This is a genomic window from Actinokineospora alba (genome assembly GCF_004362515.1).
GTDB classification, from domain to species: Bacteria; Actinomycetota; Actinomycetes; order Mycobacteriales; family Pseudonocardiaceae; genus Actinokineospora; species Actinokineospora alba.
Genome location: NZ_SNXU01000001.1, coordinates 5,532,007 through 5,557,235 on the forward strand (window position 1 = coordinate 5,532,007; position 25,229 = coordinate 5,557,235).

Here is a 25,229-nt window from a genome sequence, read left to right on the forward strand (position 1 = left end):
CGGGCGCCGACTTGTGTGCACCGCTTGTGGTTCAGCCGAGGTCGCGGCGGCGGAAGCCGGCCAGGCCCGCCGCGTTCATGAGAGCGGCGATGGCGCTCAACCCGAGCAGCGGTGTGAGAGTCCAGTCCGAGCCGGGGAGTTTGGGCAGGTGGGTGAACGGCGAGAGGCCCATGACCCACTGGTCGAGCTCCAGCAGCGGGCCGAGGTCGCTGAGCACGACCACCGCCACCAGCACCACCCACCCCAGCGCCGAAATCCTTGGCAGTAAACCGAATCCGGCGACCACGACACCGACGAGCACCCAGATCGCGGGCAGCTGCGCGAGCGCTCCGCCGAGGACCCGGCCGACCTGGCCCAGGTCGCCGACCCGGGCGCCGTGCGCGAACCCCACGCTCAGGCCCAGAACCACCATCAGGACCGTCGTCCCGCCCAGCGCGACCACCAGGTGGCTCAGCGCCCAGCGGGTGCGGCCGACCGCGGCCGCCAGCACGGGCTCGGCGCGCGACGCGGTCTCCTCGGCGCGCAGCCGCATCGCCGAGGTGATGCCGTAGGCCGCGGCGATCAGGGCGACCAACCCGAGTTCGGTGGCCAGGAACGCGTCGGTGAGTCCCTTCTCCCCACCCAGTGCCATGACCATGTCGCGGGCGGCCGGGCTGTCGAAGAAGTCCCCGACGCTGGAGGCGATGTTGCCGAACACAGCCCCGAGCAGCGCGAAACCCGACGCCCACGCGAGCAGCGATCCGCGCTGCAGCCGCCACGCCAGTGACAGGGGCCCACGCAGCCGCGGACCCGTGGCCGGTCCCGGGTGTTCGCGCACCAGTCCGGCGCCGAGGTCGCGCCGCGCGGCGAGCAGGTAGGCCGCTGCCACGGCGACCGCGGCGAAACCTGTGGTGATCAGCACCACCCACCACCGGTTGCCCGCGTAGGGGCGGAACTGCTGGCCCCACCCGATCGGCGAGAGCCAGCCCACCCACCGCGGCCCGGACTCCGACGCGGTGTCGCCGACCGCGCGCAGCACGTAGACCACACCGAGCACGGCGATCGCGAACCCGCGCGCGGCTCGGGCCCGGCTGCTGACCTGGGTGGTGATGGCGGCGATCGCGGCGAACGCGATGCCCACACTGGCCCAGGAGAGTCCGAACACCAGCGATCCGTCGGCGGGGAGTCCGGCGCCCACGAGCGCGGCGGCGGTGCACACGCCCAGGGCGACATTGGCGACAAGGGCGATGATGATGGCGGCGGTCAGCGGGGCGTGCCTGCCGACCACCGTGGCCGCGACCAGTTCCAGCCGCCCGGTCTCCTCCTCGGCGCGGGTGTGGCGGACCACGAGCAGGATCGCGAGGACGGCCACCATCACCGCGCCGCTGCCGCCGAGCTTCACCATGGCCAGCGCACCGGCCGAGGTCGGGTCGTAGACCTTGCCGTACAGCGCGGTCAGCGACTTCGTGTGGTTGAACATCTCCGCGGCTTGCACCCGCGCCTGTTCGGTGGTGTAGAGCCCTACGGTGGCTTTCGCCGACACAGCCGCGATCGCGGCGAACACCGCGATCCACACCAGCAGCAGGACCCGGTCGCGGCGCAGCGCCAGCCGCACCAGCGCGCCGGTGCCCGCCGGCCCGGTCATCGCGGCCCCGCCGCGGACTCGGATTCGGGCTGGTCGCCGTAGTGCCGCAGGAACAGCTCCTCCAGGGTGGGCGGCCTGCTGACCAGGCCGCGGACCCCCGCCACGGCCAGGTGCGCGAGCACGCCGTCGAGGTAGCCGGTGTCGACGTGGCAGTGGACCCGGTTGCCCTCGACCCGCAGCCCGTGCACACCCGGAAGCGTCGAGAGCCCGTCCGGGTGCCCGGCGAGGTCGGCGGTGATCGACGTCCGGGTCAGCTTGCGCAGGTCGGTCAGCGACCCGGATTCCACAGTCCGTCCTTTGCGGATGATCGTGACCCGGTCGCACACGGCTTCGACCTCGGCGAGGATGTGACTGGAGAGCAGGATCGTGCGGCCCGCGCGCCGTTCCTCGGCGACACAGCCGCGGAACTCCGCCTCCATCAGCGGGTCCAGCCCGAGGGTCGGCTCGTCGAACAGCAGCAGTTCAACGTTCGCGGCGAGCGCGGCGACGAGCGCGACCTTCTGCCGGTTGCCGGTGGAGTAGCCACGGCACTTCTTGGTGGGGTCGAGGTCGAAGCGCTCGATCAGCTCGGTCCGCCGCCGGGGGTCGGCCCCGCCGCGCAGCCTGCCGAGCAGGTCGATCACCTCGCCGCCGGTCAGGTCGGGCCACAGGGTGACGTCACCGGGCACGTACGCCAGCCTTCGGTGCAGCTCGACCGCGTCGCGCCACGGGTCCGCGCCGAGGACGGTGGCTCGTCCCCCGTTTGACCGGAGCAGGCCGAGCAGCACGCGCAGGGCGGTGGTCTTCCCGGCGCCGTTCGGCCCCAGGAACCCGTGGACCTCACCGGTGCGGACCTCAAGGTCCATCCCGTCGAGGGCGCGGGTGCGGCCGAAGGACTTGACCAGTGACTCCGTCTGGATCGCAGTAGTCATGGCGCCACACTGCGCCCGCGCGACCCGGTGGTGAAGGACCTTAGGTCCCAGCACCGGCATCCGAAGGGCTCATCGGTCGAACGGCACTGTCGGGGTGGGACCTAGGCGACTGTGCACCCCAGCCGGTGACGGTGTCCGATCAGGTCAACTGACCATGGAGGCTTCACATGTCCATCCGCCGACAAATAGTTCTCGGTGTTCTCCTGGCCACGGTCGCCGCGACCGGATGCGGCCGTTCGGAACCCGGCACGCCACAGCCGACCCCACCCGCCGGGACCAGCACCGCGAGCAGCGGACCGGGCAGCGGTTCGACGCCCACCACCCCGCCCAGCGCGGCACCCACGACCTCGACATCCCAGCCCCCGGCCGTCACCGCGGGCGTGTCGGTGTACTTCCTGCGCGGGGAGAAGCTGATCGCCACCCGCAGGCAGGTCCAGACACCCGCGGTCGCGTCGGCGGCGGTGAGCGCGTTGCTGCAGGGGCCGACAGCGGCCGAACAGCAGGCCGGGATGTCGTCGAGCGTCCCCGCGGGCACCACGCTGCGCGGCGTCGCACTGCAGGGCGGGCTCGCCACCGTCGACCTGTCGGGGACTTTCGCCTCCGGCGGCGGCACCCTGTCGATGACCTCGCGCCTCGCGCAGGTCGTGTTCACCCTGACCCGGTTCGCCACGATCGACCGGGTGAACTTCCGGCTCGACGGTGTCCCGGTGACGGTCTTCGGCGGCGAGGGGATCATCCTCGACCACCCGCAGACCAGGGCCGACTACGAAGACCTCTCCCCCGCCGTGCTGATCGAATCGCCGACCATCGGCACCACCGCGCGCAGCCCCCTGCGCGTGTACGGCACGGCGAACACCTTCGAAGCTGTCTTCCAACTCCAGCTCGTCGACCCCTCGGGCCGCTCACTCACCGACCGGCGGGTAATGGCCACCTCGGGCACCGGCACCCGCGGCGCCTTCGACGTCACCCTGCGCTTCACCGTGCCCCAGTCAGGCACCGGCAAGCTGATCGCCTGGTACTCCTCGCCCAAGGACGGCAGCCGCGTCGTCGTGGCCGAGATCCCCGTGAACCTCACCCGATGAGCGCGCACCGAGGCACACGCGAATGGCGAACAACGAGATCGTGGTCGCGGTGGACGGCTCACCGCCGAGCCGGTCCGCCCTGCGCTGGGGGTGGAATCCGCGGCCACAACCGGGGCGCCTGCGCCCGCGGCGGAGGTCGGCCCGCCGCCCGGTCGTGAGGGTGCCGGCGTGACTTAGGTCGACCCGGGACGGGAACAACTGCCCTGCCACCGCCGCGCGCATGGCGGCGACGCTGTTCGCATGACTCAGGTACTCATCGCTTACGCGAGCAAAATGGGCTCCACCAAGGAAATCGCCGACGCCATCGGCGTGGAACTGCTGCGGCTGGGGGTGTCGGCGGACGTGCGCGACGTGGCCAACGTGACCACGCTCGACGGGTACGACACCGTCGTGCTGGGCAGCGCGGTCTACGCGGGCCGGTGGCGCCCGGAGGCGTCCCGCTTCGTCAAGCGGCACGCCCCAGCTCTGGCCGCCCGCCGGGTGTGGCTCTTCGAGAGCGGCTGGGTCGGCAAGCGACCCGAGACGATCACTCCGTCGCCGTTCGCCGCGAAATGGGCGGGCCGCATCGGGGCCCCGCCGCCCACCGTGTTCGGCGGGCGCCTGGACCCGAAGCTGGCCACCGGCCCGATCGACCGGCTGCTGGCCAAGCGGATGCCGGGTGACGCCCGCGACTGGGACGAGATCCTCGCCTGGACCCGCACCCTCGCCGTGGCGCTGACCGCGGACCGCGAGGAACACCGATGAGCCGCCACCGGCCCGACCCCGAGACGATGTACGGCGCGCTGGCCCTGGCCACGCGCGCCCCGTCGGTGCACAACACCCAGCCGTGGCGCTGGCTCATCGGGCGGCAGTCGCTGCACCTGATGGCCGACTGGACCCGGCAGGTGCCCGTCACCGACCCCGACGGCCACGACCTGCTGCTCAGCTGCGGCGCCACCCTGCACCACGCCAGGGTCGCGTTCGCAGCGCTGGGCTGGGCGAGCCGGGTGCACCGGATCCCCAACCCGGCTGACACCGACCACCTGGCGGCCATCGAGCTGCACCCGGCCGACCCGTCCGATGAGGACGTCGCGCTGGCGGCGGCCATCATGGGCAGGCGCACGGACCGGCGGCGGTACTCGTCGTGGCCGGTGCCCCAGGGGCATGTGGACCTGCTGGTCGAGCACGCGGCCCGGCAGGGTGTCGTCGCCGTGCCCGTCACCGACCCGATCCGCAGGCACCGACTGGCCACCGCCATGCGGCTGGCGGCTGACCTGCAGGAGAACGATCCCGCCTACAGCACGGAGATGGCTCTCTGGAGCGGGTTCGGCTTCGGTGCCACCGAAGGTGTGCTGAGCGCGAGCGCGCCCGCGGGCCGACAGCGCCACGGCGACACCCCGATGCGCACCTTCGCCTGCGGCTCGCTCCCGCAGTCCACAGTGGAGCCTTCGGCCGTCGACGGCGGGGAACTGCTCGTCCTCACCACCCCCGACGACGACCCGGTGTCCCGGCTGCGCGCCGGTGAGGCGGCCAGTGCGATGCTGCTCGCCGCCACCGATCTCGGGTTGGCGACCTGCCCGCTGTCCCAGGCCGTCGAGGTGCCCGTCGCCCGGAGCGGCGTCCATGAGAACGTGCTCGACTCCGCTGGTGTGCCCCACCTCGTGCTGCGGGTCGGCTGGGCTCCGATCGCGGCCCCCGCGCTGCCCCGCAGCAAGCGGCGGCCCGCCGAGCAGGTCACCGCGTTCCTGCCCGGCGCCGCCCCCTGCGTGCGCCGCGGATAGATCACAGGCATAGACGTGACCGGCGGGCCCAAGGGCCCGCCGGTCACGAACAAGGCTCAGACAACGTCCGCGCCACCGGACCCGTGTCCGCGGTCGGCAGGCACCCTGCCCCAGCAGAAGTAGGCGATCGGGCCGACGAAGTTCACCGCGATCGCCGCGGCCCACAGGGGCTTGCGGCCACGCACCTGCTCCGGAGTGCGGCGGGCCAGGTCGGTCCATGCGGCGGCCGCGAGCGCGAACTCGACGAGGCTCGCCGCGACGAATCCCCGCCGCTGCCCCGGCTTGAGGTCACTCCACTTCTTGCGCGTCATGTCCTTCTCCTGTCTCACAGTCCGGTGCTGACCGCGTCGTCGATCTCGTAGCGCAGGTTGCTGCGCACCCCGACGACCCCGGACACGGCCCCGGTCAGGACGCGGGCGACCTCGGCGGTGCTGCGGTGCTCCAGCGTCCCGTAGAGGGTGGCGATGCCGTCGTGGACCTTGACGGTCACGGTTCCCGGGATCAGCCACATGCCTTTGGCCAGCACCTGGCGCTCGATGTCGGCGCGGACGTCCTCGTCGTCGCGTAGGAACGTGCCGAGGACGTCGCGGCGGGAGAGCACCCCGACGACACGGCCCATGGTGTCGACGACGAACACGCGGCGCAGCCGCTTCTCGGCCATGCGACGGGCGGCCACGGTCAGCGGTTCGTCCTCACCGACCGTTACCGCGGGCGAGGTCATGATGTCGGCCGCGGTGTTGCCCTTCGACTTGAGCCACTGGGCTTTGCGATCGCGCCGGGCGTACCAAGGGGGCGGGTCGTCGGTGCCCGCGTGGTACTCGTGCTTGGCCAGCGCGTCGGCCTCGGACACGACGCCGAGCGGGCGCAACTGTTCGTCGAGCACCGGCACGGCGCTGATCGCGTTGCGCGCGAGGGTCGAGATCACGTCCTTGACCGGTGTGCCGGGGTCGACCGCGACCACTTTCTTCGTCATCACGGCCGCCACTGTCAGTTCGGGCATGTCCGCCTCCCGTGTCGTTCGGTTTCTCCCCACCAGGCAACCCCGGATCCCGAGTGGACGGCAGAGCAGCAGTTCCCGCCGACGGCGGCCGAAGGTCCCGGTTCACCAGGGCCCTCACCGCGCCGTTGGTCCCCGCCCGCCAGGACTGAAGGGCGCGGCACAAACGGGAAGATGGGATGTGGTGGCGGTCACAGCCCGACGGTCATGGTGGACAGGTACCGAAACCACGCGAAAGGAACCGACGATGTTCCAGCACCGAGTCACCACCACCACCGCCACTCGGACCCCGGCTGTCGAACCGGCGGGCCGCGTCCACGACCGCTACGCCGACCTGCGCGACCGCCGCCTCGCCGTCGCACTGTCCACTGAGGACGACACCGAGGCCGACGGCCTGAATCCGCTCGACCGGATGACCTGCTGGACCCACCGCCGCTGGCTGCACGACTGCGTGTCCTCGCCGCTGCACGTGATCCCCGTGACCGGACACCGCTGGTGCCGCGACTGCTCCCGCCCGGTCGACATCGCCATCGACGCGCTGACCGGCGACGTCCGGCTGCGCTGCCCCAAGTGCGCGCGCACCCCCGACACCGCAGCCACCCGTCAGCTGGTGCGCGCCTGCCGGGCCAGTCTCGCCGCCGCCGCCGACACCGGCGACGACCCGTGGGCCGCCATCGACTCGCTGCGCCGCAAGCCGTCCCGCCGCTGACGCGCGGCGATCGTCCCGAGGTGACGGGACCTTCGCCCCTCTGCCCACGCACCCGTCGCGCGGACCCTGGAAGACGACCCCCAGGAGGCACACCATGACCGAAGCCAAGCAGTGGCGCGTCGACATCTTCATCGACGAGCACGAGGAGCGCACCCGCGCGAAGGCACGCCTGACCACCCGGGACAACACCGCTCTCGTCGGTATCGGGCTCGCCCGGCTCGCCCCGAGCGACACGAACGTCCCGGAGATCGGTGACGAGCTCGCCACCGCCCGCGCCCTGTCCGACCTCGCGCACAAGTTGCTCGAGGCGACCGTCGCCGACATCGAGGCGGTCACCCACCGCCCCGCCGACCTGACCCGCTGACCGCGGCTCGACCGAGGAGTTCGACATGCACGGATGGGATTACGGCAATTACGGCGGCACGGGCTGGCTGGGCACGCTGATGATGATCGTCGCCATGATCGTGTTCTGGGGCGGTCTGATCACCGTCGCCGTCCTGGTCATCCGCCACTTCGGCAAGCAGCGCACCGACTCCGGCGCCCGCGCGATCCTCGACGAGCGCTTCGCCCGCGGCGAGATCGACGCCGAGGAGTACCGCGCCCGCCGATCCACCCTCACCGGCTGACCGACGTTACGGCGGACTCAACCTCCGATACCCGATCGGATCGCGGCGCGGATACCCGTCGCGGTCCGCAACTGTGTCGGCCTCACCCGCTCCGCCGTCGCCGCCGAAATGGTGGCCGTCACCGGGCTTCGCGGAGAACGTCTTGGGCGCGCGCGACCAGCCTCACCCCGCCCCGTACCCCTTCTCGATACCGCGCGCCTCTGACACAGAGTCAACCGTCACGACCTTGAGCAAGTCGCTCACCGCCTTCCATTCGGCCCGAGGATCCCTGCCAGTCGTCAGCCTGAGACCGGGCGTCCTCTGGGCGGTTTTGGTTTTGCTTCGAAGGTGACGCCTCGTTGAAGGCGGGATATCGGATATCTTGATAGTGAATAGCTGATAGTAAGATGAATGCAGTGTACGGGGGAGAGAGAAGGGCGGGTACGGGTGTGGTGCTCGAAGCCGCGGACATCACCCGTCATCTCGGGCTCACTCGCGGGGTCGTCACCGCCATCAGGCTTTGTGGTCCACCATGCGCAAATATCCGACCGAACCTGTTCTTCGCCCTCGTCGCCGCTCCCTCACACCTCGTCCGTCAACTCGGCGACGACGGAGCCACAGACACTGTCGACGTCGAAGATGTAACAACAGCGATCTCCTCGCCGACGGTTCGTGGTGGTGATCAGACCAGCGCCAATCCGTCAGCCGTCGCACGGCAGGGGGCATTTCGGATGGGTCTACGCGACCGTCTCAGGGGAGTTCGCCACGCGTTCGGCCCGAGTCCGCAATTGGGCTCGGTACGTCTCCACCCAGGGGAGGATGACCTCGAGGTCGTTGGTGAGTCCGGCTACCAGGCGGCGCTCTGGGCGATCTGCGGTGGATCAGTCGGTGATCGGGTGCGGCACCGGATCGTGGCGGTGCTCGTGCCCGAACCCACGAACGCCTACGACGCGAACGTGATCTCCGTTCATGTCGACGGACGCGTTGTCGGTTACCTGCCAAGGGATATCGCGGCTCAGTACCTCCCCGCGTTGCACGGGTTGATGAAACTGGCCGGAGGTCATGTCGCGCTCGACGGCGTGATCGTCGGCGGCGGGTACTACGAGAATGGCCCAGGCCGACTAGGTGTCTGGCTTTCGCATGACGCTGAGACCTTCGGTGGTCGGTCCGGTCGCGCCGGACAGCCCTCGAACGCCCTAGAGCCTTCGATGCGCACCGGGTTCAGCGAGGCCTGGCGAACCGACGCTGAGGACGACTCATACGACCTCTCCTGGTACAGCAGCCTGCCTGTCGGCGATAGGCAAGCGGTCGCCGCCCTGCGGGTCTTGTTGGCGGCCGAGCGCGATCCGATCGACCGGCACTTCCAGTTCGCCGAACTCGAAGCCCGGTTGTACCGATGCCGCGAGCTCTACGACACGGCGCTCGACGAGTTCGATGACGCGTGCCGTCAGCATGACGCGGAGATGGAGACGATCTGCCAGTCGTTCATGGCGAAGTGGAACAAGGTTCCGCTGCTGGAGACGTATCGGCAGATGGCGATCCGGCAGCAGAAGAACAAGGACTGGGACACCTGCCTGTGGTGGGCTGAACGCGGACTTGAGCTGTATGGGAACGACGCGGCCCGCGAGGACGCTGTCGAGGACCTCCTCAAACGGCGCAACCAGGCCCTCGCCAAGATCGAGGCACGGCAAGCGCCGAAGTGAACGACCGGCGCTGAGCCATCGGGAAGTCAGGTGGAACGGGAGCCGAGCCGAGCGGCGAGCACGGCGAGACCGGGAAGCAGTGCGACACCCGCGACGATGGCCAAGTCCGTCAAGCCCACTGGCTCCGTTCCCAGCAGCGCACGCAGGGGCGCGAGGTACACGCCACCCAGCTGCAGGAGAATCGCTCCCGCGACGGCGATGTCGAGGAAACGGGGCCGCAGACCGGTTCCCCGTGTGCGCACGGCGAGGGCGACGCCGAGTTGGGCCAGGCCCAGGGTCAGGAAGATCAGGCTCTGCCACGGACGCCCGGTGGCCGAAGCCCACACGCCGACGCCCAGGGTCACCGCGGCGATGAGGGCGCCGGTCCAGGCGATGCGCCGCCAGAGGCCGTCGCCGAGGATGAACTGCTGGGGCGGGCGTGGGCGGGCCCGCATGATGGCCGGGTCGGCGGGTTCGGCGCCCATCGCGACGCCGGGGAGGCCGTGGGTGAGCATGTTGATCCACAGGATCTGTGCCGGGAGCAGCGGCAGGGCCAGACCGAACAGCGGTCCGAGCAGCATGACCACGACCTCGGCCACTCCCCCGGCCAGCGCGTAGCGCAGGAAGGTGCGGACGTTGGCGTAGATGCGCCGTCCTTCTTCGATCGCCGCCGCCACGGTTCCCAGGTTGTCGTCGGTCAGGACCAGGTCGGCGGCCTGCCTGGCGACCTCGGTGCCCTCGCCGCCCATCGCGGTGCCGATGTCGGCGCGGCGCAGGGCGGGGGCGTCGTTGACGCCGTCGCCGGTCATGGCGACGACCTCGCCGCGGGCCTGCAGCTCGGCGACGATGTCGAGCTTCTGTTCCGGGCGTGTCCGCGCGTAGACGCCGTCGGCGTCGATGCCGACCCGTGCGGCCAGCGCGTGCGCGGTGTGCGGGTGGTCGCCGGTGATCAGCAGGAGCCGCACACCCGCCCGGCGGAACGTGGCGACCACGTCGGCGGCGGACTCGCGCGGCGGGTCGATGATCGCGACCAGCCCGACCAGCACCAGACCCTCGGCGTCGGCGCTGGGCCGCGGACCCTCCGGGTATGCCCGCTCGGCCACGGCGAGCACCCGATACCCCTTTCGCGCGAGGGACATCGCCGTCTCGCGCGCGTGGGCCGGGACCTCGCACAGCAGACCGGGGATGTCCAGCAGGACTTCCGGCGCGCCCTTGCACACGACGAGCCACCCGTCAGGCGCGCGGTGCACCGTCGTCATCCGCTTGCTGTCGTGGTCGAACGGGATCTCGGCCACCCGCGGGTACCGCTCCCCCAGCGCGGCCGAGTCGACGCCGCCCTTGGCCGCGAGCACCACCAGTGCCGCCTCCGTCGGATCGCCCACAGCCCGCCAGATTCCGCCTTCCTCGTCCGGTTGCGCGATGTCCGCGTCGTTGCACAGCGCGCCGTCGCGCAGCAGCCGGGCCAAGCCCGTGCCCGGGCTGATCTCCCCCACCGGTTCGTAGCCCGCGCCGGTCACCCCGGCCTCGCCGCACTCCGGCGTCCAGAGCCGCTCCACCAGCATCCGGCCCTCGGTGAGGGTGCCGGTCTTGTCCGCGGCCAGCACGGTGACCGACCCGAGGGTCTCCACCGCGGGCAGGGACCGCACGACCCCGCCGCGCTTGGCCATCCGGTGCGCGCCGAGCGCCAGCGCGAGGGTCACCACGGCGGGAAGCGACTCGGGCACCGCGGCGACGGCCAGGCTGATGCCGACCAACGCCATGTCGGCCAGCGATTCCCCGCGCAGCAGACCGGACACCGCGACCACGGCGGACAACGCGATCGCCGCCAGCGCCAACACCCGACCGAGGCCGGACAGCCTGCGCTGCAAGGGAGTGGGGCGTGGACGCTGCTCGCCCAGCAGGGTGGCGATCCGGCCGAGGCTGCTCCGCGCACCGGTCTGGGTGACCTCGCAGAGACCGCGGCCCCGGGTGACGACGGTCCCGGCATAGACCAGGTCCACGTCGGCGACGCCCGCCCGCTTGTCCACCGGCACGGACTCCCCCGTCAGCGCCGCCTCGTCGACCTGCAGGTGGTGTCCGTCGCGCAGGACGGCGTCGGCGGCGACGATGTCGCCCGCTTCGAGCACGAGCACGTCCCCGGGAACGACCTCCGCCGCGTGCAGGACGACGCGGTGTCCATTTCGGACCAGTCGCGCGGTCGGCGCGGACAGGTCGCGCAGGGCGGCCAGCGAGCGCTCCGCACGGAGTTCCTGTGCCACACCGACTGCGGTGTTGAGCACGACCACGAGGGCGATGACCGTGGTGTCGGTGAGGTCGCCGAGCACCATGGCGAGCGCGGCGGCGCCCAGCAGCAGCAGGATCATCGGGTCGCGCAGCTGGGCGAGGACCCTGGTCCACGGCTTGGGCCGCGCCGCCTCTGGGATCGTGTTGGCGCCCACCTCGGCGCGAGCCGCCGCCACTTGCGCGTCGGTCAGCCCGGTGGCGAGCGAGTCGGTCGGGATCGCGGTCGTCATACCGTCCACGCTGCCTTGGACCGTCGCGGGAGCAGAAGGACCTAAGGTCCCGGACAGCGCCGGTAGAAGGGCATGTCCTAGCCGACGATCGCGGTGGCGGTCTCCAGGTAGATCAGGATGGACAGCAGGTCTTGTGCCACGGTCGCCAGCGGCCCGGACCCGTACACGGGGTCCAGTCTCATCGCCGAGAACAGCCACGGCAGGACCATCGCGACGACGGTCGCCACGCCGCAAGCCGCCAAGAGCGCGAGTGCGACGGCGGTGGCGACCTCCGCGTCACCCCAGATCCAGAATGTGACCGGGCCCGCGACCGCCGCGAGCAGGAGGCCGATCAGCCCGCCGGTGATCACCTCGCGCACCGCGATGCGGCCGACCGGGACACCGACGGACAGTCCGCGGACGACGAGCGTCTCGGTCTGGGTGCCGACGGCGTCGGCGAGGTAGACCACGGCGGGGACGAAGAACGCGAGCAGGACGTTGGCCCGCAAGGCTTCCTCGAAACTCCCGACCACTCCCGCCGCCAGCATGGCCCCGGCCAGGCCGACGAACAGCCACGGGAGCCGGTGCCACAGCCGTCTGGTGACCCGCTCCTCGCTGGCCGCCTTCGCCGCGGACGCCGTGCCGAGGAAACCACCCATCCGCGCGAGGTCCTCGTCGTGCTCGGCCAGCAGCACCGCGAGCAGCCGCTGCGGCGGGATGAGACCGAGGAACCGGCCTGCGTCGTCGACGACCGCCAGTCCAGGCTCGTCGCGGTGCACGGCTGCCCACGCGGCGCGTTCCTGGTGCGTGTGCGGCGCGACCACGGGCGGGTCGGTGTCCATCACCTCGCCCATGGTCGAGCCCGGTGGCGCGGCGAGCAGGCGTTCCACCGTGGCGAGGCCGACCAGGACACCGTCGCGGCAGACCGCGATCACCGCGGCGCTGTCGAACCGGTGTCCACGCAGGGCATCCAGCATCGCGCTGACGTCGTCGTCGGGCCGGGCGATCGGCACCGAGTTCGTCGCGTGCTCGATGGCGGTGCGCAGGATCGGTTCCGGTTCGGCGGTCATGTCCTCAGTGTCGCCCGAATCCCACGCGGCATTGGTCCTGTCATCGCGCGACCGAAGTCCCTGCTGCCCCGGACGCCGATGGATGAGTGTCGGACTCAAGGAAGTCCGAACCGGAGGCTGAACATGAATTTGACTTGGCGGGACGCGACCAGTTCGCTGCTGGTCGCGGCGATCCTCGTGCCCTACGCGTGGTTCGTCGGGGGCGGTGGGGCACTGCTGGTGCGCGACGCGCGCGGCGTGGCGGCGATCGGGCTGGTGTTCGGCGTCGCGGCCTGCGTCGTGGGCGCCCGGGTGAACGGTGAGCGGATGCACGCGCTGCCGCAGGCCTTGGCGCTCGCGGCGGCGGTCTTCGGTGTGCTGACCCTGGTCATCGACACGGCCTGGTCGCTGACGTTCTTCATCGCGGCGGCGGTCATGCTCTGGGCGTTCACCATCGTCCGGCACGCCCTCGCCTACGAGGGACGCCGGCACACCGACTGGCCGCGCACCCACGAGATCACCCGACCCGGCCACACCCTGGAGCGACCATGACCGAGACCGCGATCCCCAGCACGATCCCCACGCCCGCCGTGGTGCTCCGCGGCGAGTTCGGCGCGGGAGTCGGCGACTACGCCACCGGCAAACTCACCAAAGCCCTGTCGCATGCCCACCACCGTGTCCAGCTCGTCCGGGTGACGGTGACCAGGCTCCCGGATCCGGCAGTGGCCGAACCCGTGCGGGCCACCGCCGACATCGATCTCGACGGGCGGCATGTGCACGTCCGCGCCGACGCGACCGGAGCCCGTGAGGCGATCGACCGGCTCGCCCACCGGCTCGCGCACCGGCTGTCGAACCTCTGGCACAGGCCGAGTAAACACCGGAACACGGCACGGCCTTCGTCGACGCCAGGCAGGCAGGTGGTGTCGCACGTGACCTACTCGGCGCCGGGCGTTGGCATCGAGGACGCGATCGCCGAGATGGACAGCCTGGGCTACGACTTCCATCTCTTCACCGACGCGGCCGGACAGGACTGCCTGCTGCGCAAGACCACTTCCGGCTATCTCGTCGCCGCCGTCGACGGACGGACCCCGGCCACCCCGACCGGCGTATGGGAATGCGTGGGGTCGGCCCCTCGGCTGACCGTCGAGGAGGCGCAGGTGCGCTTCGACCTGTCAGGGCAGCGGTTGCTGTTCTACGCCGACGCCGACGACAACCGGGGCCGCGTGCTCTACCGCCGCGACGATGGCGACTACGGGCTCATCCACCCCGCGCCGTGACGTCCACACCTACCCAAGGAGTGTCATGCGAAACGACTCGGCGACCCCAGTCGACACCGCGACCACGGGCGTGACCATCCCGCCCCCGTCCTATCCCGTCCAGGTCGACGGCAAGCTCGACCAGCCGCTATCGCGCTGGCTGTGGCTGGTCAAATGGCTACTGCTGGTACCGCATTATGTGGTGCTTATCCCGCTGTGGCTCGGTTTCGTCGTCGCCACGGCCATCGCGTTCTTCGGCATCCTGATCACCGGCCGCTATCCCCCGGCGCTGTTCGCCTACACCGTGGGCGTCCTGCGCTGGTCCTGGCGGGTCCACTACTACGGCTACGCCGGACTGGGCACCGACCGCTATCCGCCGTTCACCCTCGCCGACGTGCCCGACTACCCGGCCCGCCTGCGCATCGCCTACCCCGAACACCTTTCCCGCGGCCTGGTCCTGGTGAAGTGGTGGCTGCTCGCGCTGCCGCACTACCTCATCGTCGCGCTCTTCGCGGGCGGCGGACTGTGGTTCGGCGCCTCCGACAACGACGCCGGATTCGACTGGGCAGCGGGTGGCCTCGTCGGTGTCCTGGTCGTGCTGGCCGGACTCATCCTGTTGTTCAGCGGTCGCTACCCACGCGAGCTGCACGAGTTCGTCGTCGGGTTGGACCGATGGGTGCTGCGGGTCGCCGCCTACGGCGCGCTGATGACCGACCGGTACCCGCCGTTCCGCATCGACCTGGGTGCCACCGAATCAACCGCACCGGTCGGCGACACACCACCGCCGGTCCGTCCCGTGTGGACTCCCGGACGCACCGTGGCGATGGTCGCGGGCGCCCTCTTTGCGCTCGTCGCGATCGGGCCGCTGACGGCAGGCGCCGGTGTGCTCTGGCTCAACACCACCCAGCGGGACGCCTCGGGCTACGTGGCCACCTCGACGGTCGACCTGCACACCCAGGGACACGCCATCACAGAGGAGGCGGTCGCCATCCGGGACGACTTGGACTGGCTGTCCGGGGCGGTCGGCGACGTCCGACTCGTCGTCACCGCGAGCGATCCCGCCACGCCGGTGTTCGTCGGCGTCGGGCCGGAGCCCGACGTGCGGCGGTACCTCGACGGTGTTGCCCGCGCCGAAGTCGGCCAGGCCGACTCCAACGAGCTGGTCACCGTGGACGTACCGGGTGGTCCGCCGCCGACACCACCGGGCGACCAGGAATTCTGGCTCGCTTCGAGCGAGGGCGCGGGCACGCGGAACCTGGACTGGCGGCTGCACGACGGCGTGTGGACGGTCGTCGCGATGAACGCCGACGGCTCCTCCCCCGTCTCGGTCGACGTCCGAGCGGCCGCACGACTGCCCGCGCTGCCGTGGATCGGCGGCGGCCTGCTCGCCCTGAGCGGCCTGATGCTCGCCGCGGGCGCGGCCCTGCTGGCCGGGTCGATCCGCCGAGCATCCTCCGACTGACCAACGCCCCTCGAAGGCAGGACCTTCGACCGCCGATTTCGTTGCGGGACAAACCGAAACTGAGCTCAGCACCCCCAAGGAGGTCACCATGTCCATCAAGGACTCCCTGCGCACCAGCGCGAAGAAGATCCCTGTCCAGCACAACCCGAACGACACCACGGCGGCGCCGACCACGGCGGGCCGCGTCATCGCCGCGACGCGAATCGTCATGGGCCTGGTGTTCGGCTGGGCGTTCATCGACAAGCTGTTCGGCCTGGGCTACGCCACCACGAAGGGCTGGATCGACGGCGGGTCACCCACCAAGGGCTTCCTCGGCGGGATCGACCACGGACCGCTCGCCTCGATGTTCAACGGCTGGGCCGGTCAGGCCTGGGCGGACTGGCTGTTCATGGCCGGTCTGCTGGGCATCGCCGTCGCCCTGCTCGCCGGTGTGGGCCTGCGGATCGCCGCGGGCGCGGGCGGACTGCTGCTGATGTCGATGTGGGTCGCGGAATGGCCGCTCGCCCGGCACACCGACACCGGCGAGCTGACCCGCTCCACCAACCCGGTCATCGACTCGCACCTGGTCTACACCCTCGTGCTCGTCGCGCTCGCCGTGCTCTACGCGGGCGACGTGTGGGGCCTCGGCAAGCGGTGGGCCCAGACGAACATCGTGCGCCGCAACCCCTGGCTGCGCTGAGCGGCCACCGCCCAAGGCTCCGATGTGGACACCCACATCGGAGCCTTGGGTCATAAGACCACCAAGGAGACAAACGATGAAGCACCGCAAGATTCAGAACGTGATGACGACCGACGTCGCCACGGTCACCGCGGACACACCGTTCAAGGAGATCGTGTCCCTGCTGGACAGCAGGCACATCAGCGCCGTGCCGGTCGTCGACCCGGCCGGGAAGGTGCTGGGCGTGGTGTCCCATGCCGACCTGCTGGCCAGGCAGATCACCCAGGACCCGGACGAGCGCAGGTCGCTGCTGACGTGGCTCATGCCGCACGACCACGCCGAGGGCGACACCGCCGGCGAGCTGATGACCGCGCCTGCGCACACCATCACCGCCGACGACACCGTCATCCACGCCGCGAAGGAGTTGCGCCGACACGGCGTCAAACGGCTGCCGGTCGTCGACGAGGCAGGCGTGCTGGTCGGCATTGTCAGCCGAGTGGACCTGCTCAGCGTCTTCCTCCGCGACGACGACGAGATCGCGGACGAGATCGCGCACGAGGTGTTCGAACGCAACCTCGGCGTGATCCCCGGCCCGGGCACCGTGAGCATCGACGTCCAGGAGGGCGTCGTGACGTTGCGCGGGGAGATGGACCGCAAGAGCTCGATACCGGTCGCCGTGGCGCTGATCCGCCGGGTCGACGGCGTCGTGGATGTCAATCCACACGTGGCCTTCGCCTACGACGACACGCACATTCACATCCCGGAGCCCATGGCCGTGGACATCACCCACGAACCACGGGCCTGATCCCTACTCGTGCGATCGGCGCGTCCCGGCGACGGAGGCGCGCCGATCACACGACGCGCTCGCCACTCCGGGCACAGCCCTCGCCAGGACGGTCGCGACGTGCCGGTCGGTCTCGTCGTCGTACTCGTCATCGATGGTGACGACCCCGTCGGCCACCCGCACAGTCCAGCGGTCGGAGCCGCCGTAGATCTCGAGGCGGTGGCGGACATCCTTGGCGACGGCCTCGTCGTCGCGGGCGATGGTGCGCAGCAGGTCGCGGCGGGTCACGATGCCGACGACGCGTGAGCCGTCCACGATCGGCATGCTGCGGTGCCCGGCGCCGAGCAGCCCGGCGGCCACGTCGGCGACGTCGCTGCCAGGGCTCATCGAGGCGGCCGGGGTGCTCATCACCTCGCCCACCGTGTGCGCGACGCCGTGACCGGTTCCGTGGGTTTCGGGATGGATCAGCGACCGGGGGTCGCGCGGGATCCGGTCGCGCACCAGGTCAGCCTCGGTGACGACGCCGACCAACCGGTCGTCCTCGTCGACGACCGGCGCGGCGGTGAATCCGTGGGAGGCGAGCAGTGAAGCCGCCTCCTTGACCGTGGTCGAGGAGGCGACCGTGAGGACCGGGCTGCTCATGATGTCCTTGGCACGCATCGCGCGTCCTTCCGTGAATCCGAGGGGTCAGTGGCCTGCCGGGCCGAGCAGCGTCGACGCCAGTGCTCTGGCGGCCTGGCGTTCCGCGACGCTGCGGCGCGCGGGCGGGATGACCGGAGCCGGGCGGTCCGCCGGCGGGACGAGTCCTTCCGCGGCGCTCAGCCCGAGCATGTCGAGCAGCGACGCGAGGTCGGCGGCGTCGGTGGCCTGCCCGGCGAGCACGCGGGCGGCTCGGTGGCGCTTGATCGCTTCCCCATGATGTTCGCTCATCGCACAAGCCAAGCGCGAACACCCTGCCGTTCGACAGGGCGACTGGGCACGAGCGGGCAGGGACCTTCGTCCCTCCGTGCCTTTCAGCCCGCCGACACGGGACTTCACGCCCTGTGCGGGTCGACAAAGCCGTCCCAAGATTGGGTGAGACAACCGAGAGGCGGCAGGGCGATGACCACCGACAACACGTGGGCGGACAGGGAGTTCCCTGACACGGACACCCTGCGTGCGGCCCTGGAACTCGCCTGCCGCGCACCTTCTGTGCACAACTCGCAGCCGTGGTCCTGGAGGCTCGGCGAGTCCACGGTCCACCTGTTCGCCGACTGGACCAGGCACCTGCCCGCCACCGACCCGGACGGCCGCGATCTGCTGGTCAGCTGCGGCGCGGTGCTGCACCACGCGCGGGTGGCCTTCGCGGCGTTCGGGTGGCACGCGACCGTGCACCGGCTGCCCGACCCAGCCGACCCCGACCACCTGGCCGCCATCGAGTTCGCGCGCGCCGACGCGAGCCCATCGGACCTGATGCTCGCGGCGGCGATCCTGCGCCGCCGGTCCGACCGACGCGCCTACAGCGCGTCGCCGATCCCACCTGAGCAGTTGGTGGCGCTTACCAAAGCGGCGGGCGGGTGCGGGACGGTCCTCACCACCGCGTCGAGCCCCGCCGTGCGGGCCCCGCTGGTCGAGGCGATCACCCGGGCCAACGCGGCACAGAGCCGAAATCCCGGCTACGCCCACGAGATCTTCCTCTGGAGTGGCACCCACACAAGGTCCCCGGACGGAGTCCCCGCCGCCAACTCCGTGACCGCGGCGGGCTACGGCGACCTGGCGCTGCGCCAGTTCGCCACACCGTCGATCGAGGTGGCGGACCGGCCTTCAGGCGCTGGCGTCCTTCTGGTGGTGGGCACCTCCTCCGACGACACCCTGTCGCGGCTGCTCGCGGGCGAGGCGACCAGCGCGGTCCTGCTCGCCGCGACCGCCGCCCGGCTGTCGAGCTGCCCGCTGAGCCAGCCACTGGAGGTCGAGGAGACCCGCGACCTGGTACGCGACGAGGTCATCGGCGGCGCGATGGTGCCGCAGATGGTCCTGCGAGTCGGCAGGCCGCGGCCACGGGACCGGGCGCTGCCTGCCACCGGACGCCGAACGCTGGACGACGTGCTGGCGGCCCTGCCCGCCCGGATCTGACGCCGAGCCTCAAGTCACCCTGGTTTGTGTTGTGCGGCCACGCGAAGAATGTCGGTGACCGTGAGGATGCCCGCGAGTCGACCCCTGTCGGTCACTATCGCCGCGTCGACCCGCTGATTGGCCATGAGAGCAGCCGCGTGCCCCAGGGCCGCACTGATATCGACACTCGGGTAGCGCGCCGCGGCGACGATCTCGGCCACGACAGGGTGCACGCCAACTCCGGTGGACCACAGGTGCCAGAGGATCTCGGACTCGTCGACCACGCCGAGGCATTCGCCCTCCGCCACCACCGGCAGGTGGCGCACCTTCGCACGCACCATCAGCCGCAGCGCCACCTCCAGTGGGGCCTGCGGAACGATGCCGACGACATCGGTGCTCATGACCGAGCGCACGGATTCCTCGAACGGGTCGATGGTTCCCATGCCCGTGACGCTAGGAGCGGTGAGATCGAGTCGACAGAGACCTCGGACCCCGCCACGCTGGGTCCTGCACGGGGACTTTGGTCCCGAGTGATCGGGTCCCCCGCCCCCGGCACCCGCGCCGCGCCGGTCGTAGTGTCGGTGGCGCAGGACCTGAGGAGGCCAGTGATGACGATTCGGATCTTTTTGGTGGACGACCACGAGATCGTCCGCAGAGGGATCGCCGACCTGTTCGAGGACGAGCCGGACCTCGAGGTCGTCGGCCATGCCGCGTCGGTCGCCGAGGCGCTGACCCGCGTCCCTACCAGCGGCGCCGATGTCGCGGTGCTCGACGTGCGGCTGCCCGACGGCAACGGGGTCGAGCTGTGCCGGGAGCTGCGCTCACGGCTGCCCGAACTGCACTGTCTGATGCTGACCTCCTACGCCGACGACGAGGCCCTGTTCGACGCCATCCTCGCCGGCGCGTCCGGCTTCGTCCTCAAGCAGGTGCTGGGCTCGGACCTGATGGCCGCGGTGCGCACGGTGGGCTCGGGCGGGTCGCTGCTCGACCCGAGGACGACGACCGCCCTGCTCGACCGCATCCGCCGCGAACGCGCCCAGGAAGACCCGCTGGCCGGGCTGACCGAGCAGGAGCGCACGGTCTTCGACCTGATCGGCGAGGGCCTGACCAACCGGCAGATCGGCGAGCGCATGTTCCTCGCCGAGAAGACGGTCAAGAACTACGTCTCGCATCTGCTGGCCAAGCTGCAGATCCAGCGCCGAACCCAGGCCGCCGTCATGGCCACCGAACTCCGTAACAAGGACAAATAGCGTTAGCTCAGTGGGACGCGCCAGACCAAGTGGGTTCCGCCGCCCTCCGGTGTGGTCAGTTCGACCGCACCGTGGACGCGGGCGGCGCGGCGGCTGATGTTGTCCAGGCCGCTGCGCTTCACGCCCTCGGGGATCCCGGTGCCGTTATCGGTGACCTGAATGGACAGTTCGTCACCCGCGTCGATCACGACGGTGATCTCGGTGGCGCCCGAGTGGCGGACGGCGTTGCTCAGCGCCTCGCGCAGCGCCGCCTCCGCGTGCTCGGAGAGGCTCGGCGGGACCAACGTGTCCACCGCTCCGGAGATACGCACCGTCGGCGACACCGCCGATTCCGCGCTGGTCTCGGCCACGATGTCCAGCAGCCGCCTGCGCAGGCTGCCGGCGGCCTCGACCCGGCTCTCGGTGTGCAGGTCGAAGATCGACGTACGGATCTCGCGCACGGTCTGGTCGAGTTGCTCCACGGCGCGGTGCACGCGGGAGCGGACGTCCTCGTCGGTGATCCGGCGGACGGTGCCTTGCAGGCTCATCCCGGTGGCGTAGAGCCGCTGGATCACGTGGTCGTGCAGGTCCTGGCCGATCCGGTCGCGGTCGGCCAGGACGTCGAGCAACCGCTGGTTGCGCTGCTTGTCGGCGAACTCCAGTGCGACCGCGGCCTGTCCGGCGAACGAGGCCAGCAGCGGCGCTTGGTCGGCGGCGAACTGCGCGCCACTCTTGAGCCGCCCGGCAAGCAGGATGCCGCTGATCCCTGACGCATTGCGCAGCGGCACGGCCACCGCCGGGCCGAGCTTGCTCGAAATCGACCCGATGCCGTCGCCCAACTGCTGGGAGACGTCGGGCACCATGGCCGGCTCACCGGTGGCGAACACCTCGCTCACCACCGTGCTCATTCCCGACATCTCCGCGCCGAGCACAGTCTCCGTGTCGTCGCCGCTGACGGCACTGATCCGCAGCACCGAGTGGCTCGCGTCGTCGGCCAACAGGATCAGCACGACGTCGGCGTCGGCGAGTTCGACCACCCGCTCCGCGATCAGGGTCAGCGAGTCCTCCTGCGAGGCCCCCGCGAGCAAGGCGGCGTTGATCTCGCTGGTCGCGGCCAGCCACCGCTCGCGCATCCGCGACCGCTCGAACAGCCGCGCGTTCTCGATGGCGACGCCCGCCGCGCTCGCCAAGGCCTTGATCACCGTCTCGTCGTCGGAGGTGAACTCCGCGCCGCCGCGCTTCTCGGTGAGGTACAGGTTGCCGAAGGCTTCGCCGCGCACCTGGACCGGTGTACCGAGGAAGCTGTGCATCGGCGGGTGGTTGGGCGGGAAACCGACGGAGGCGGGGTGTTTGCTCAGGTCGGCGAGCCGGATCGGGACCGGGTGCTCGATGAGCAGGCCGAGCAGCCCGCGTCCCTCGGGCAGGTGCCCCATGTGCGCCCGCACGTCCGGGTGAATGCCCTCGTAGACGAACTCCGAGAGCCCCTCCTGGTCGCCCAGGACGCCCAGCGCCCCGTACTCGGCGTCGACCAGTTCGACGGCGACCTGCACGATCCGCAGCAGCGTGGAATCCAACTCGAGCCCGGCGCCGACCGCCACGACCGCGTCGAGCAGGCTCTCCAGCCGGTCGCTCGTCCGCCGCACCTCAGTCAGCCGCTCTTGGAGTTCACCGAGAAGCTCGTCAAGGCGCAACCCTGACAAGGAGACCGTCTCGCGGCCTTCCGGCTTGGGCATCGACACTCCGCTTCGTGGTCAATCCCGACATGACCACGATGCCACTGTCCAGGAAAACCGCAACGGGCGCGCCACGCGTGTCGGTCAAGCCTGTCCCGGTCCGGCGAGTCCGGCCGCCAACGGCTCTGAGTGGACCTGGCCGACCCGGATCACCACGACGGGCACCGAACTGTGCCGGAGGCAGTAGTCGATCACTGCCCGTGACCGTACCCGATCACGCGTTCCGAGGACGAGCACGGCGGCTCCGGCCGCGGCCGCGACCAGCGTGGGGCCCACCGCTCCCTCCGGGCTGTGGCACTCGACCGCCATATCGGCGCCGCGCCCGCGGGTGGCCGCCCGCAGCAGGGACTGGGACTGCGCCCGCAGGCTGCGCCGAGAAGCCCAGAAGAAATCGTGCACCGTGCCGAGGGACCACACATTGACCGCGTGGACCGCGCAGCCACGGCCCCGCGCCTCCGCGAACGCCCAGCTCAGCGCCGCCTGGCCCGCGTCGGATCCGTCGACGCCGACGACAATGGGAGTCATCGGTCAGACCTGCTCCGCCGGAACGCGCGGCCGCAGCGTCACGCCGCGCACGCCCGCCACCGTACGGGCCAGTGCCTGCACGACCCGGCGTTCCGCGTTGTCGTCGAACGGGCCGCTGATCGTGACGAGCCCGTCGGTGACCTCGGCGGTCCAGCGGGGCTGGTTGCCGCTGTAGTCGGCGAGCAGCGCGCGCAGCTGAGCGGCGATGACGTCGTCCGTACGGACCAGGATGCGCAGCAGGTCGCGGCGGGCGACGACACCGATGAGGATGTTGTTGTCGACCACCGGAACGCACCGCAGCCTGCCCGCGAGCATCCGCTCCGCGAGGTCGGCCACCTTGCTGTCCGGGTCCACCACCTCGACCGGGCTGCTCATGACCGCGCCCGCCGTTGTCGCGCCCAGTGCCGAGCCGCGCAGAGCGTCGGACTCGCCGACGATGCCGACCACCTGGGAGTCGTCGTCGACCACCGGCAGGGCCGAGAACCCGCGCTCGGTGAGCTGAGTGATCACCTCACGCAGCGGAGTGTCCGGCCGCACCGCGAGCACCGGGCGGGTCATCACGTCTCGCACCTTCATGACTTCGTTCCTTCCGGGTCGGGCCGCACGACAGCGACCGGGCATTCGGCGTGGTGCAGCAGCGCCTGGCTCGTCGAGCCGAGCCCCATGCCCAGCAGCGCGCCATGGCCTCGGGTGCCGACGACGATGAGCTGCGCGCCCTCGGCCTTGTCGAGTAGGGCGCGCACGGGCCGGTCGCGCAGCACGACCCGCTCCACGGCGACGTCGGGGTACTTCTCCTGCCAACCGGCCAGGCGCTCGTCGAGCAGCATGGTCTCGTCGACCTCGACCGCGTCCCAGTCGATCGTGCTGGGCAATGCGGTCCATGCGCCGGTGAAGGCGATGTCGAGCCAGGTGTGCACCGCGACCAGACTGGTGCGGCGGACGGAGGCCTCGTCGAAGGCGAACCTGATCGCGGCCTCGGAGGCGGGCGACCCGTCGACGCCGACGACCACCGGGCCGGTGCCGGGGGCGGCCTGCCCTGGGAATGCCCCGCGCACGACGATCACCGGGCAGTGCCCGTGGGCGGACAGGGCGATCGCGACGGAGCCGACCAGCAGGCTTTGGAACCCGCCGAGGCCGCGGCTGCCCAGGACCATCGCGTGGGCGCCCGCGGACTCCTCGATGAGCACCTCGGCCGCGAAGCCCATGCGCTGGTCGGTGACGAGTTCGACGGTGGGGGCCACGGCCCGCGCGGTGGCGGCGGCCTCGGCGAGGAGGTGCTGCCCGTTGTCGTTGAGCACGTCGATCCACATCGCCTGATCCGACATCGTGGCCGGGTGGCGGATCGGGGGCAGGACGCAGACGTGCACGAGGCGCAGCGGCAGCTTCCGCCGCAGCGCCTCGGCGGCGGCCCATTCGGTGGCGCGCAGCGCGGAGTCCGAGCCGTCGACGCCGACGACGATGGGCGGGCGGAGGTGCTGGGTGGTCATGGCGTGCCTTTCGTGCGGTGTCGGATGACGTCGGCCAGTGGACGGCGCGGGGTCGGCAGCACCTCGCCGGAGGGCAGGCCGACGCGCAGGATGGCTTGGGGGTAGCCGGGCAGGTCCATGGCCTCGATGAGGCCCGCGCGGACTTCGTGCAGGTGCAGCGGTTGGGTGAGTACGGACGCGGCGAGACCGGCGGCGGTGGCGGCCAGCCACATCTCCTGCAGCGCCATGCCCGCGTGCAGGTGGTCGCTGCGCCCGTCCCCGACCGTGAGCACGATCAGCTGCGTCTCCGCGGCGATGCGCTCGGCGAGGACGTCCTCGTCGGGGATGCGGGTCGACGGCCCGACCAGCCCGGTCCACGGCAGGCTGCCATGCGGCAGGTTGGCCTCGGGGATTCCGTCCGATGTGGACTTTCCGGCCTCGGTGGTCCACGCCGCGAGTTCGCGGAGGTAGGCGCGGTCGTGCTGCAGCGTCGTGGCCGCGTAGACGAGCCGGTGGGCCAGCGCACGGACCTCGGTGGCGTCGCGCACGAGGTGGGCGTTGAGCCCTGGCGTGGTGTTCGCGTGAACAAGTGCGGAGACCTCGTCTTTCGTCGGCATCCCCGAGAATCGGCCGCGGCAGCTGCGTCGGCGCGCGATGGCCTGGAACAGCTCCAGCTCCCGAGCGGTGGGCGCGACCCGTTCGCCCGCGCGCACCCGTGCCACCTCGTCCGGCCGGTCCGGGTCGGCGAACTCCGCCACCGTGGCCGCCCAGCCGAGCCTGCGCACCGCGAGCCGCAGATTGGTCACGGCCGCCCCGCAGGAGATCATCCGATCCCGACCGGCCCGGTCGTGGCGCGGGAGGCTGAGGTCGAAGCGCTCGAACAGCGACGCCGTCCGGCCATGGGTCTCCAGGAACCACGGCTGGGTGTTGTGCACCGACGGCGCCCGGCTGACCGCGGCCGCCATCAGAGCGACTTCGCCGACGCTCCACTCGACGGAGGGGACTGTGATGGCCACGGTCGGTCAACTCCTCTGATCAGCTCTGGTGGGCGGATATGTCAACGACACCACCGCGCGGCGTCCGGCCACGAGGGACCAAAGGGCCCGGCGAGCGG

Annotated in this window: 28 protein-coding genes; 14 read left to right on the forward strand and 14 right to left on the reverse strand. The window is 71.0% G+C overall.

All coding sequences use genetic code 11. The annotated features are described in order from the left end of the window. Positions 1 to 31: 31 nt before the first annotated feature. Entirely contained in the window at positions 32 to 1,624 is a 1,593-nt protein-coding gene (locus C8E96_RS25405) for an ABC transporter permease (protein ID WP_091369137.1), read from the reverse strand. Beyond that, on the reverse strand, positions 1,621 to 2,535 hold the full coding sequence (locus tag C8E96_RS25410) for an ABC transporter ATP-binding protein (RefSeq protein WP_091369140.1): 915 nt from the start codon (positions 2,533 to 2,535) through the stop codon (positions 1,621 to 1,623). Before C8E96_RS25410 ends, C8E96_RS25405 begins: the two co-directional genes overlap by 4 nt. A 167-nt stretch (positions 2,536 to 2,702) precedes the next feature. Here C8E96_RS25410 and C8E96_RS25415 point away from each other — a divergent pair, with 167 nt between their 5' ends. From C8E96_RS25415 to C8E96_RS25425, 3 genes are all read left to right on the forward strand, one after another. Then, on the forward strand, positions 2,703 to 3,617 hold the full coding sequence (locus C8E96_RS25415) for a GerMN domain-containing protein (protein ID WP_091369143.1): 915 nt from the start codon (positions 2,703 to 2,705) through the stop codon (positions 3,615 to 3,617). A 240-nt stretch (positions 3,618 to 3,857) separates the two neighbouring features. Next, a complete protein-coding gene (locus C8E96_RS25420; RefSeq protein ID WP_091369146.1) occupies positions 3,858 to 4,361 on the forward strand; it encodes a flavodoxin domain-containing protein in 504 nt (167 codons plus the stop codon). Further along, positions 4,358 to 5,377: an Acg family FMN-binding oxidoreductase gene (locus C8E96_RS25425; RefSeq protein WP_091369149.1), complete on the forward strand. Its 1,020-nt coding sequence runs from the start codon at positions 4,358 to 4,360 to the stop codon at positions 5,375 to 5,377. Before C8E96_RS25420 ends, C8E96_RS25425 begins: the two co-directional genes overlap by 4 nt. 56 nt (positions 5,378 to 5,433) lie before the next feature. On the opposite strand, the gene C8E96_RS25430 is transcribed toward C8E96_RS25425, so the two are convergent. Both C8E96_RS25430 and C8E96_RS25435 read right to left on the reverse strand, forming a co-directional pair. Then, entirely contained in the window at positions 5,434 to 5,688 is a 255-nt protein-coding gene (locus C8E96_RS25430) for a PLD nuclease N-terminal domain-containing protein (protein WP_091369153.1), read from the reverse strand. Positions 5,689 to 5,702: 14 nt separating this feature from the next. Then, positions 5,703 to 6,377: a CBS domain-containing protein gene (locus C8E96_RS25435; protein ID WP_091369156.1), complete on the reverse strand. Its 675-nt coding sequence runs from the start codon at positions 6,375 to 6,377 to the stop codon at positions 5,703 to 5,705. Between the two features lie 244 nt (positions 6,378 to 6,621). On the opposite strand from C8E96_RS25435, the gene C8E96_RS25440 reads away from it, so the two are divergent. The 4 genes from C8E96_RS25440 (at position 6,622) to C8E96_RS25455 (ending at position 9,391) form a co-directional block, all read left to right on the forward strand. Further along, a complete protein-coding gene (locus tag C8E96_RS25440) occupies positions 6,622 to 7,083 on the forward strand; it encodes a hypothetical protein (protein WP_228769610.1) in 462 nt (153 codons plus the stop codon). Between the two features lie 94 nt (positions 7,084 to 7,177). Continuing rightward, positions 7,178 to 7,447 carry a DUF1876 domain-containing protein gene (locus C8E96_RS25445; protein ID WP_091369160.1) on the forward strand — a complete coding sequence of 90 codons (270 nt, stop codon included), beginning with the start codon at positions 7,178 to 7,180 and terminating at the stop codon, positions 7,445 to 7,447. Between the two features lie 25 nt (positions 7,448 to 7,472). Beyond that, a complete protein-coding gene (locus C8E96_RS25450) occupies positions 7,473 to 7,709 on the forward strand; it encodes an SHOCT domain-containing protein (protein WP_091369165.1) in 237 nt (78 codons plus the stop codon). 875 nt (positions 7,710 to 8,584) lie between these two features. Beyond that, positions 8,585 to 9,391, forward strand: coding sequence for an HIRAN domain-containing protein (locus C8E96_RS25455; protein WP_091369170.1), 807 nt, complete (start codon positions 8,585 to 8,587; stop codon positions 9,389 to 9,391). Between the two features lie 26 nt (positions 9,392 to 9,417). Here C8E96_RS25455 and C8E96_RS25460 read toward each other — a convergent pair whose 3' ends face one another. Further along, positions 9,418 to 11,883: a cation-translocating P-type ATPase gene (locus tag C8E96_RS25460; RefSeq protein ID WP_091369174.1), complete on the reverse strand. Its 2,466-nt coding sequence runs from the start codon at positions 11,881 to 11,883 to the stop codon at positions 9,418 to 9,420. Positions 11,884 to 11,960: 77 nt separating this feature from the next. Beyond that, complete coding sequence (locus tag C8E96_RS25465) at positions 11,961 to 12,932, reverse strand: magnesium transporter (RefSeq protein ID WP_091369179.1); 972 nt, start codon at positions 12,930 to 12,932, stop codon at positions 11,961 to 11,963. A gap of 123 nt (positions 12,933 to 13,055) precedes the next feature. On the opposite strand from C8E96_RS25465, the gene C8E96_RS25470 reads away from it, so the two are divergent. From C8E96_RS25470 to C8E96_RS25490, 5 genes are all read left to right on the forward strand, one after another. After that, positions 13,056 to 13,463, forward strand: coding sequence for a hypothetical protein (locus C8E96_RS25470; RefSeq protein WP_133794774.1), 408 nt, complete (start codon positions 13,056 to 13,058; stop codon positions 13,461 to 13,463). Next, positions 13,460 to 14,188 carry a sigma 54 modulation/S30EA ribosomal C-terminal domain-containing protein gene (locus C8E96_RS25475; protein ID WP_091369187.1) on the forward strand — a complete coding sequence of 243 codons (729 nt, stop codon included), beginning with the start codon at positions 13,460 to 13,462 and terminating at the stop codon, positions 14,186 to 14,188. The genes C8E96_RS25470 and C8E96_RS25475 overlap by 4 nt, the downstream gene beginning before the upstream one ends. A gap of 25 nt (positions 14,189 to 14,213) precedes the next feature. Beyond that, positions 14,214 to 15,629 carry a DUF4389 domain-containing protein gene (locus tag C8E96_RS25480; protein WP_091369191.1) on the forward strand — a complete coding sequence of 472 codons (1,416 nt, stop codon included), beginning with the start codon at positions 14,214 to 14,216 and terminating at the stop codon, positions 15,627 to 15,629. Positions 15,630 to 15,717: 88 nt separating this feature from the next. Continuing rightward, positions 15,718 to 16,308, forward strand: a complete 591-nt coding sequence (locus tag C8E96_RS25485) for a hypothetical protein (RefSeq protein ID WP_091369194.1) — start codon at positions 15,718 to 15,720, stop codon at positions 16,306 to 16,308. Between the two features lie 76 nt (positions 16,309 to 16,384). Then, positions 16,385 to 17,092: a CBS domain-containing protein gene (locus C8E96_RS25490; RefSeq protein WP_166658117.1), complete on the forward strand. Its 708-nt coding sequence runs from the start codon at positions 16,385 to 16,387 to the stop codon at positions 17,090 to 17,092. A 3-nt stretch (positions 17,093 to 17,095) separates the two neighbouring features. Here C8E96_RS25490 and C8E96_RS25495 read toward each other — a convergent pair whose 3' ends face one another. Both C8E96_RS25495 and C8E96_RS25500 read right to left on the reverse strand, forming a co-directional pair. After that, positions 17,096 to 17,731 carry a CBS domain-containing protein gene (locus C8E96_RS25495; protein ID WP_091369201.1) on the reverse strand — a complete coding sequence of 212 codons (636 nt, stop codon included), beginning with the start codon at positions 17,729 to 17,731 and terminating at the stop codon, positions 17,096 to 17,098. Positions 17,732 to 17,758: 27 nt separating this feature from the next. Next, the gene (locus C8E96_RS25500; protein ID WP_091369204.1) at positions 17,759 to 18,001 is read right to left on the reverse strand and encodes a hypothetical protein; all 243 of its coding nucleotides are present in this window, start codon (positions 17,999 to 18,001) and stop codon (positions 17,759 to 17,761) included. 171 nt (positions 18,002 to 18,172) lie between these two features. On the opposite strand from C8E96_RS25500, the gene C8E96_RS25505 reads away from it, so the two are divergent. After that, complete coding sequence (locus C8E96_RS25505; RefSeq protein ID WP_091369208.1) at positions 18,173 to 19,183, forward strand: Acg family FMN-binding oxidoreductase; 1,011 nt, start codon at positions 18,173 to 18,175, stop codon at positions 19,181 to 19,183. A gap of 14 nt (positions 19,184 to 19,197) precedes the next feature. Here C8E96_RS25505 and C8E96_RS33545 read toward each other — a convergent pair whose 3' ends face one another. Continuing rightward, a complete protein-coding gene (locus tag C8E96_RS33545) occupies positions 19,198 to 19,605 on the reverse strand; it encodes a CBS domain-containing protein (RefSeq protein ID WP_166658118.1) in 408 nt (135 codons plus the stop codon). Positions 19,606 to 19,770: 165 nt separating this feature from the next. Here C8E96_RS33545 and C8E96_RS25515 point away from each other — a divergent pair, with 165 nt between their 5' ends. Further along, positions 19,771 to 20,412, forward strand: coding sequence for a response regulator (locus C8E96_RS25515; protein WP_091369216.1), 642 nt, complete (start codon positions 19,771 to 19,773; stop codon positions 20,410 to 20,412). A gap of 2 nt (positions 20,413 to 20,414) precedes the next feature. Here C8E96_RS25515 and C8E96_RS25520 read toward each other — a convergent pair whose 3' ends face one another. The 5 genes from C8E96_RS25520 to C8E96_RS25540 all read right to left on the reverse strand — a co-directional run bounded on the left by C8E96_RS25520 (position 20,415) and on the right by C8E96_RS25540 (position 25,131). Continuing rightward, complete coding sequence (locus C8E96_RS25520) at positions 20,415 to 22,124, reverse strand: sensor histidine kinase (RefSeq protein ID WP_091370128.1); 1,710 nt, start codon at positions 22,122 to 22,124, stop codon at positions 20,415 to 20,417. A gap of 84 nt (positions 22,125 to 22,208) precedes the next feature. After that, positions 22,209 to 22,649 (reverse strand): universal stress protein, encoded by a 441-nt coding sequence (locus C8E96_RS25525; RefSeq protein WP_091369219.1) that lies wholly within the window; start codon positions 22,647 to 22,649, stop codon positions 22,209 to 22,211. Between the two features lie 3 nt (positions 22,650 to 22,652). Continuing rightward, the gene (locus C8E96_RS25530) at positions 22,653 to 23,225 is read right to left on the reverse strand and encodes a CBS domain-containing protein (protein WP_091369223.1); all 573 of its coding nucleotides are present in this window, start codon (positions 23,223 to 23,225) and stop codon (positions 22,653 to 22,655) included. Then, positions 23,222 to 24,136, reverse strand: coding sequence for a universal stress protein (locus C8E96_RS25535; protein ID WP_091369226.1), 915 nt, complete (start codon positions 24,134 to 24,136; stop codon positions 23,222 to 23,224). The genes C8E96_RS25530 and C8E96_RS25535 overlap by 4 nt, the downstream gene beginning before the upstream one ends. Beyond that, positions 24,133 to 25,131, reverse strand: a complete 999-nt coding sequence (locus tag C8E96_RS25540) for an Acg family FMN-binding oxidoreductase (protein WP_228769611.1) — start codon at positions 25,129 to 25,131, stop codon at positions 24,133 to 24,135. The genes C8E96_RS25535 and C8E96_RS25540 overlap by 4 nt, the downstream gene beginning before the upstream one ends. Positions 25,132 to 25,229 lie beyond the last annotated feature (98 nt).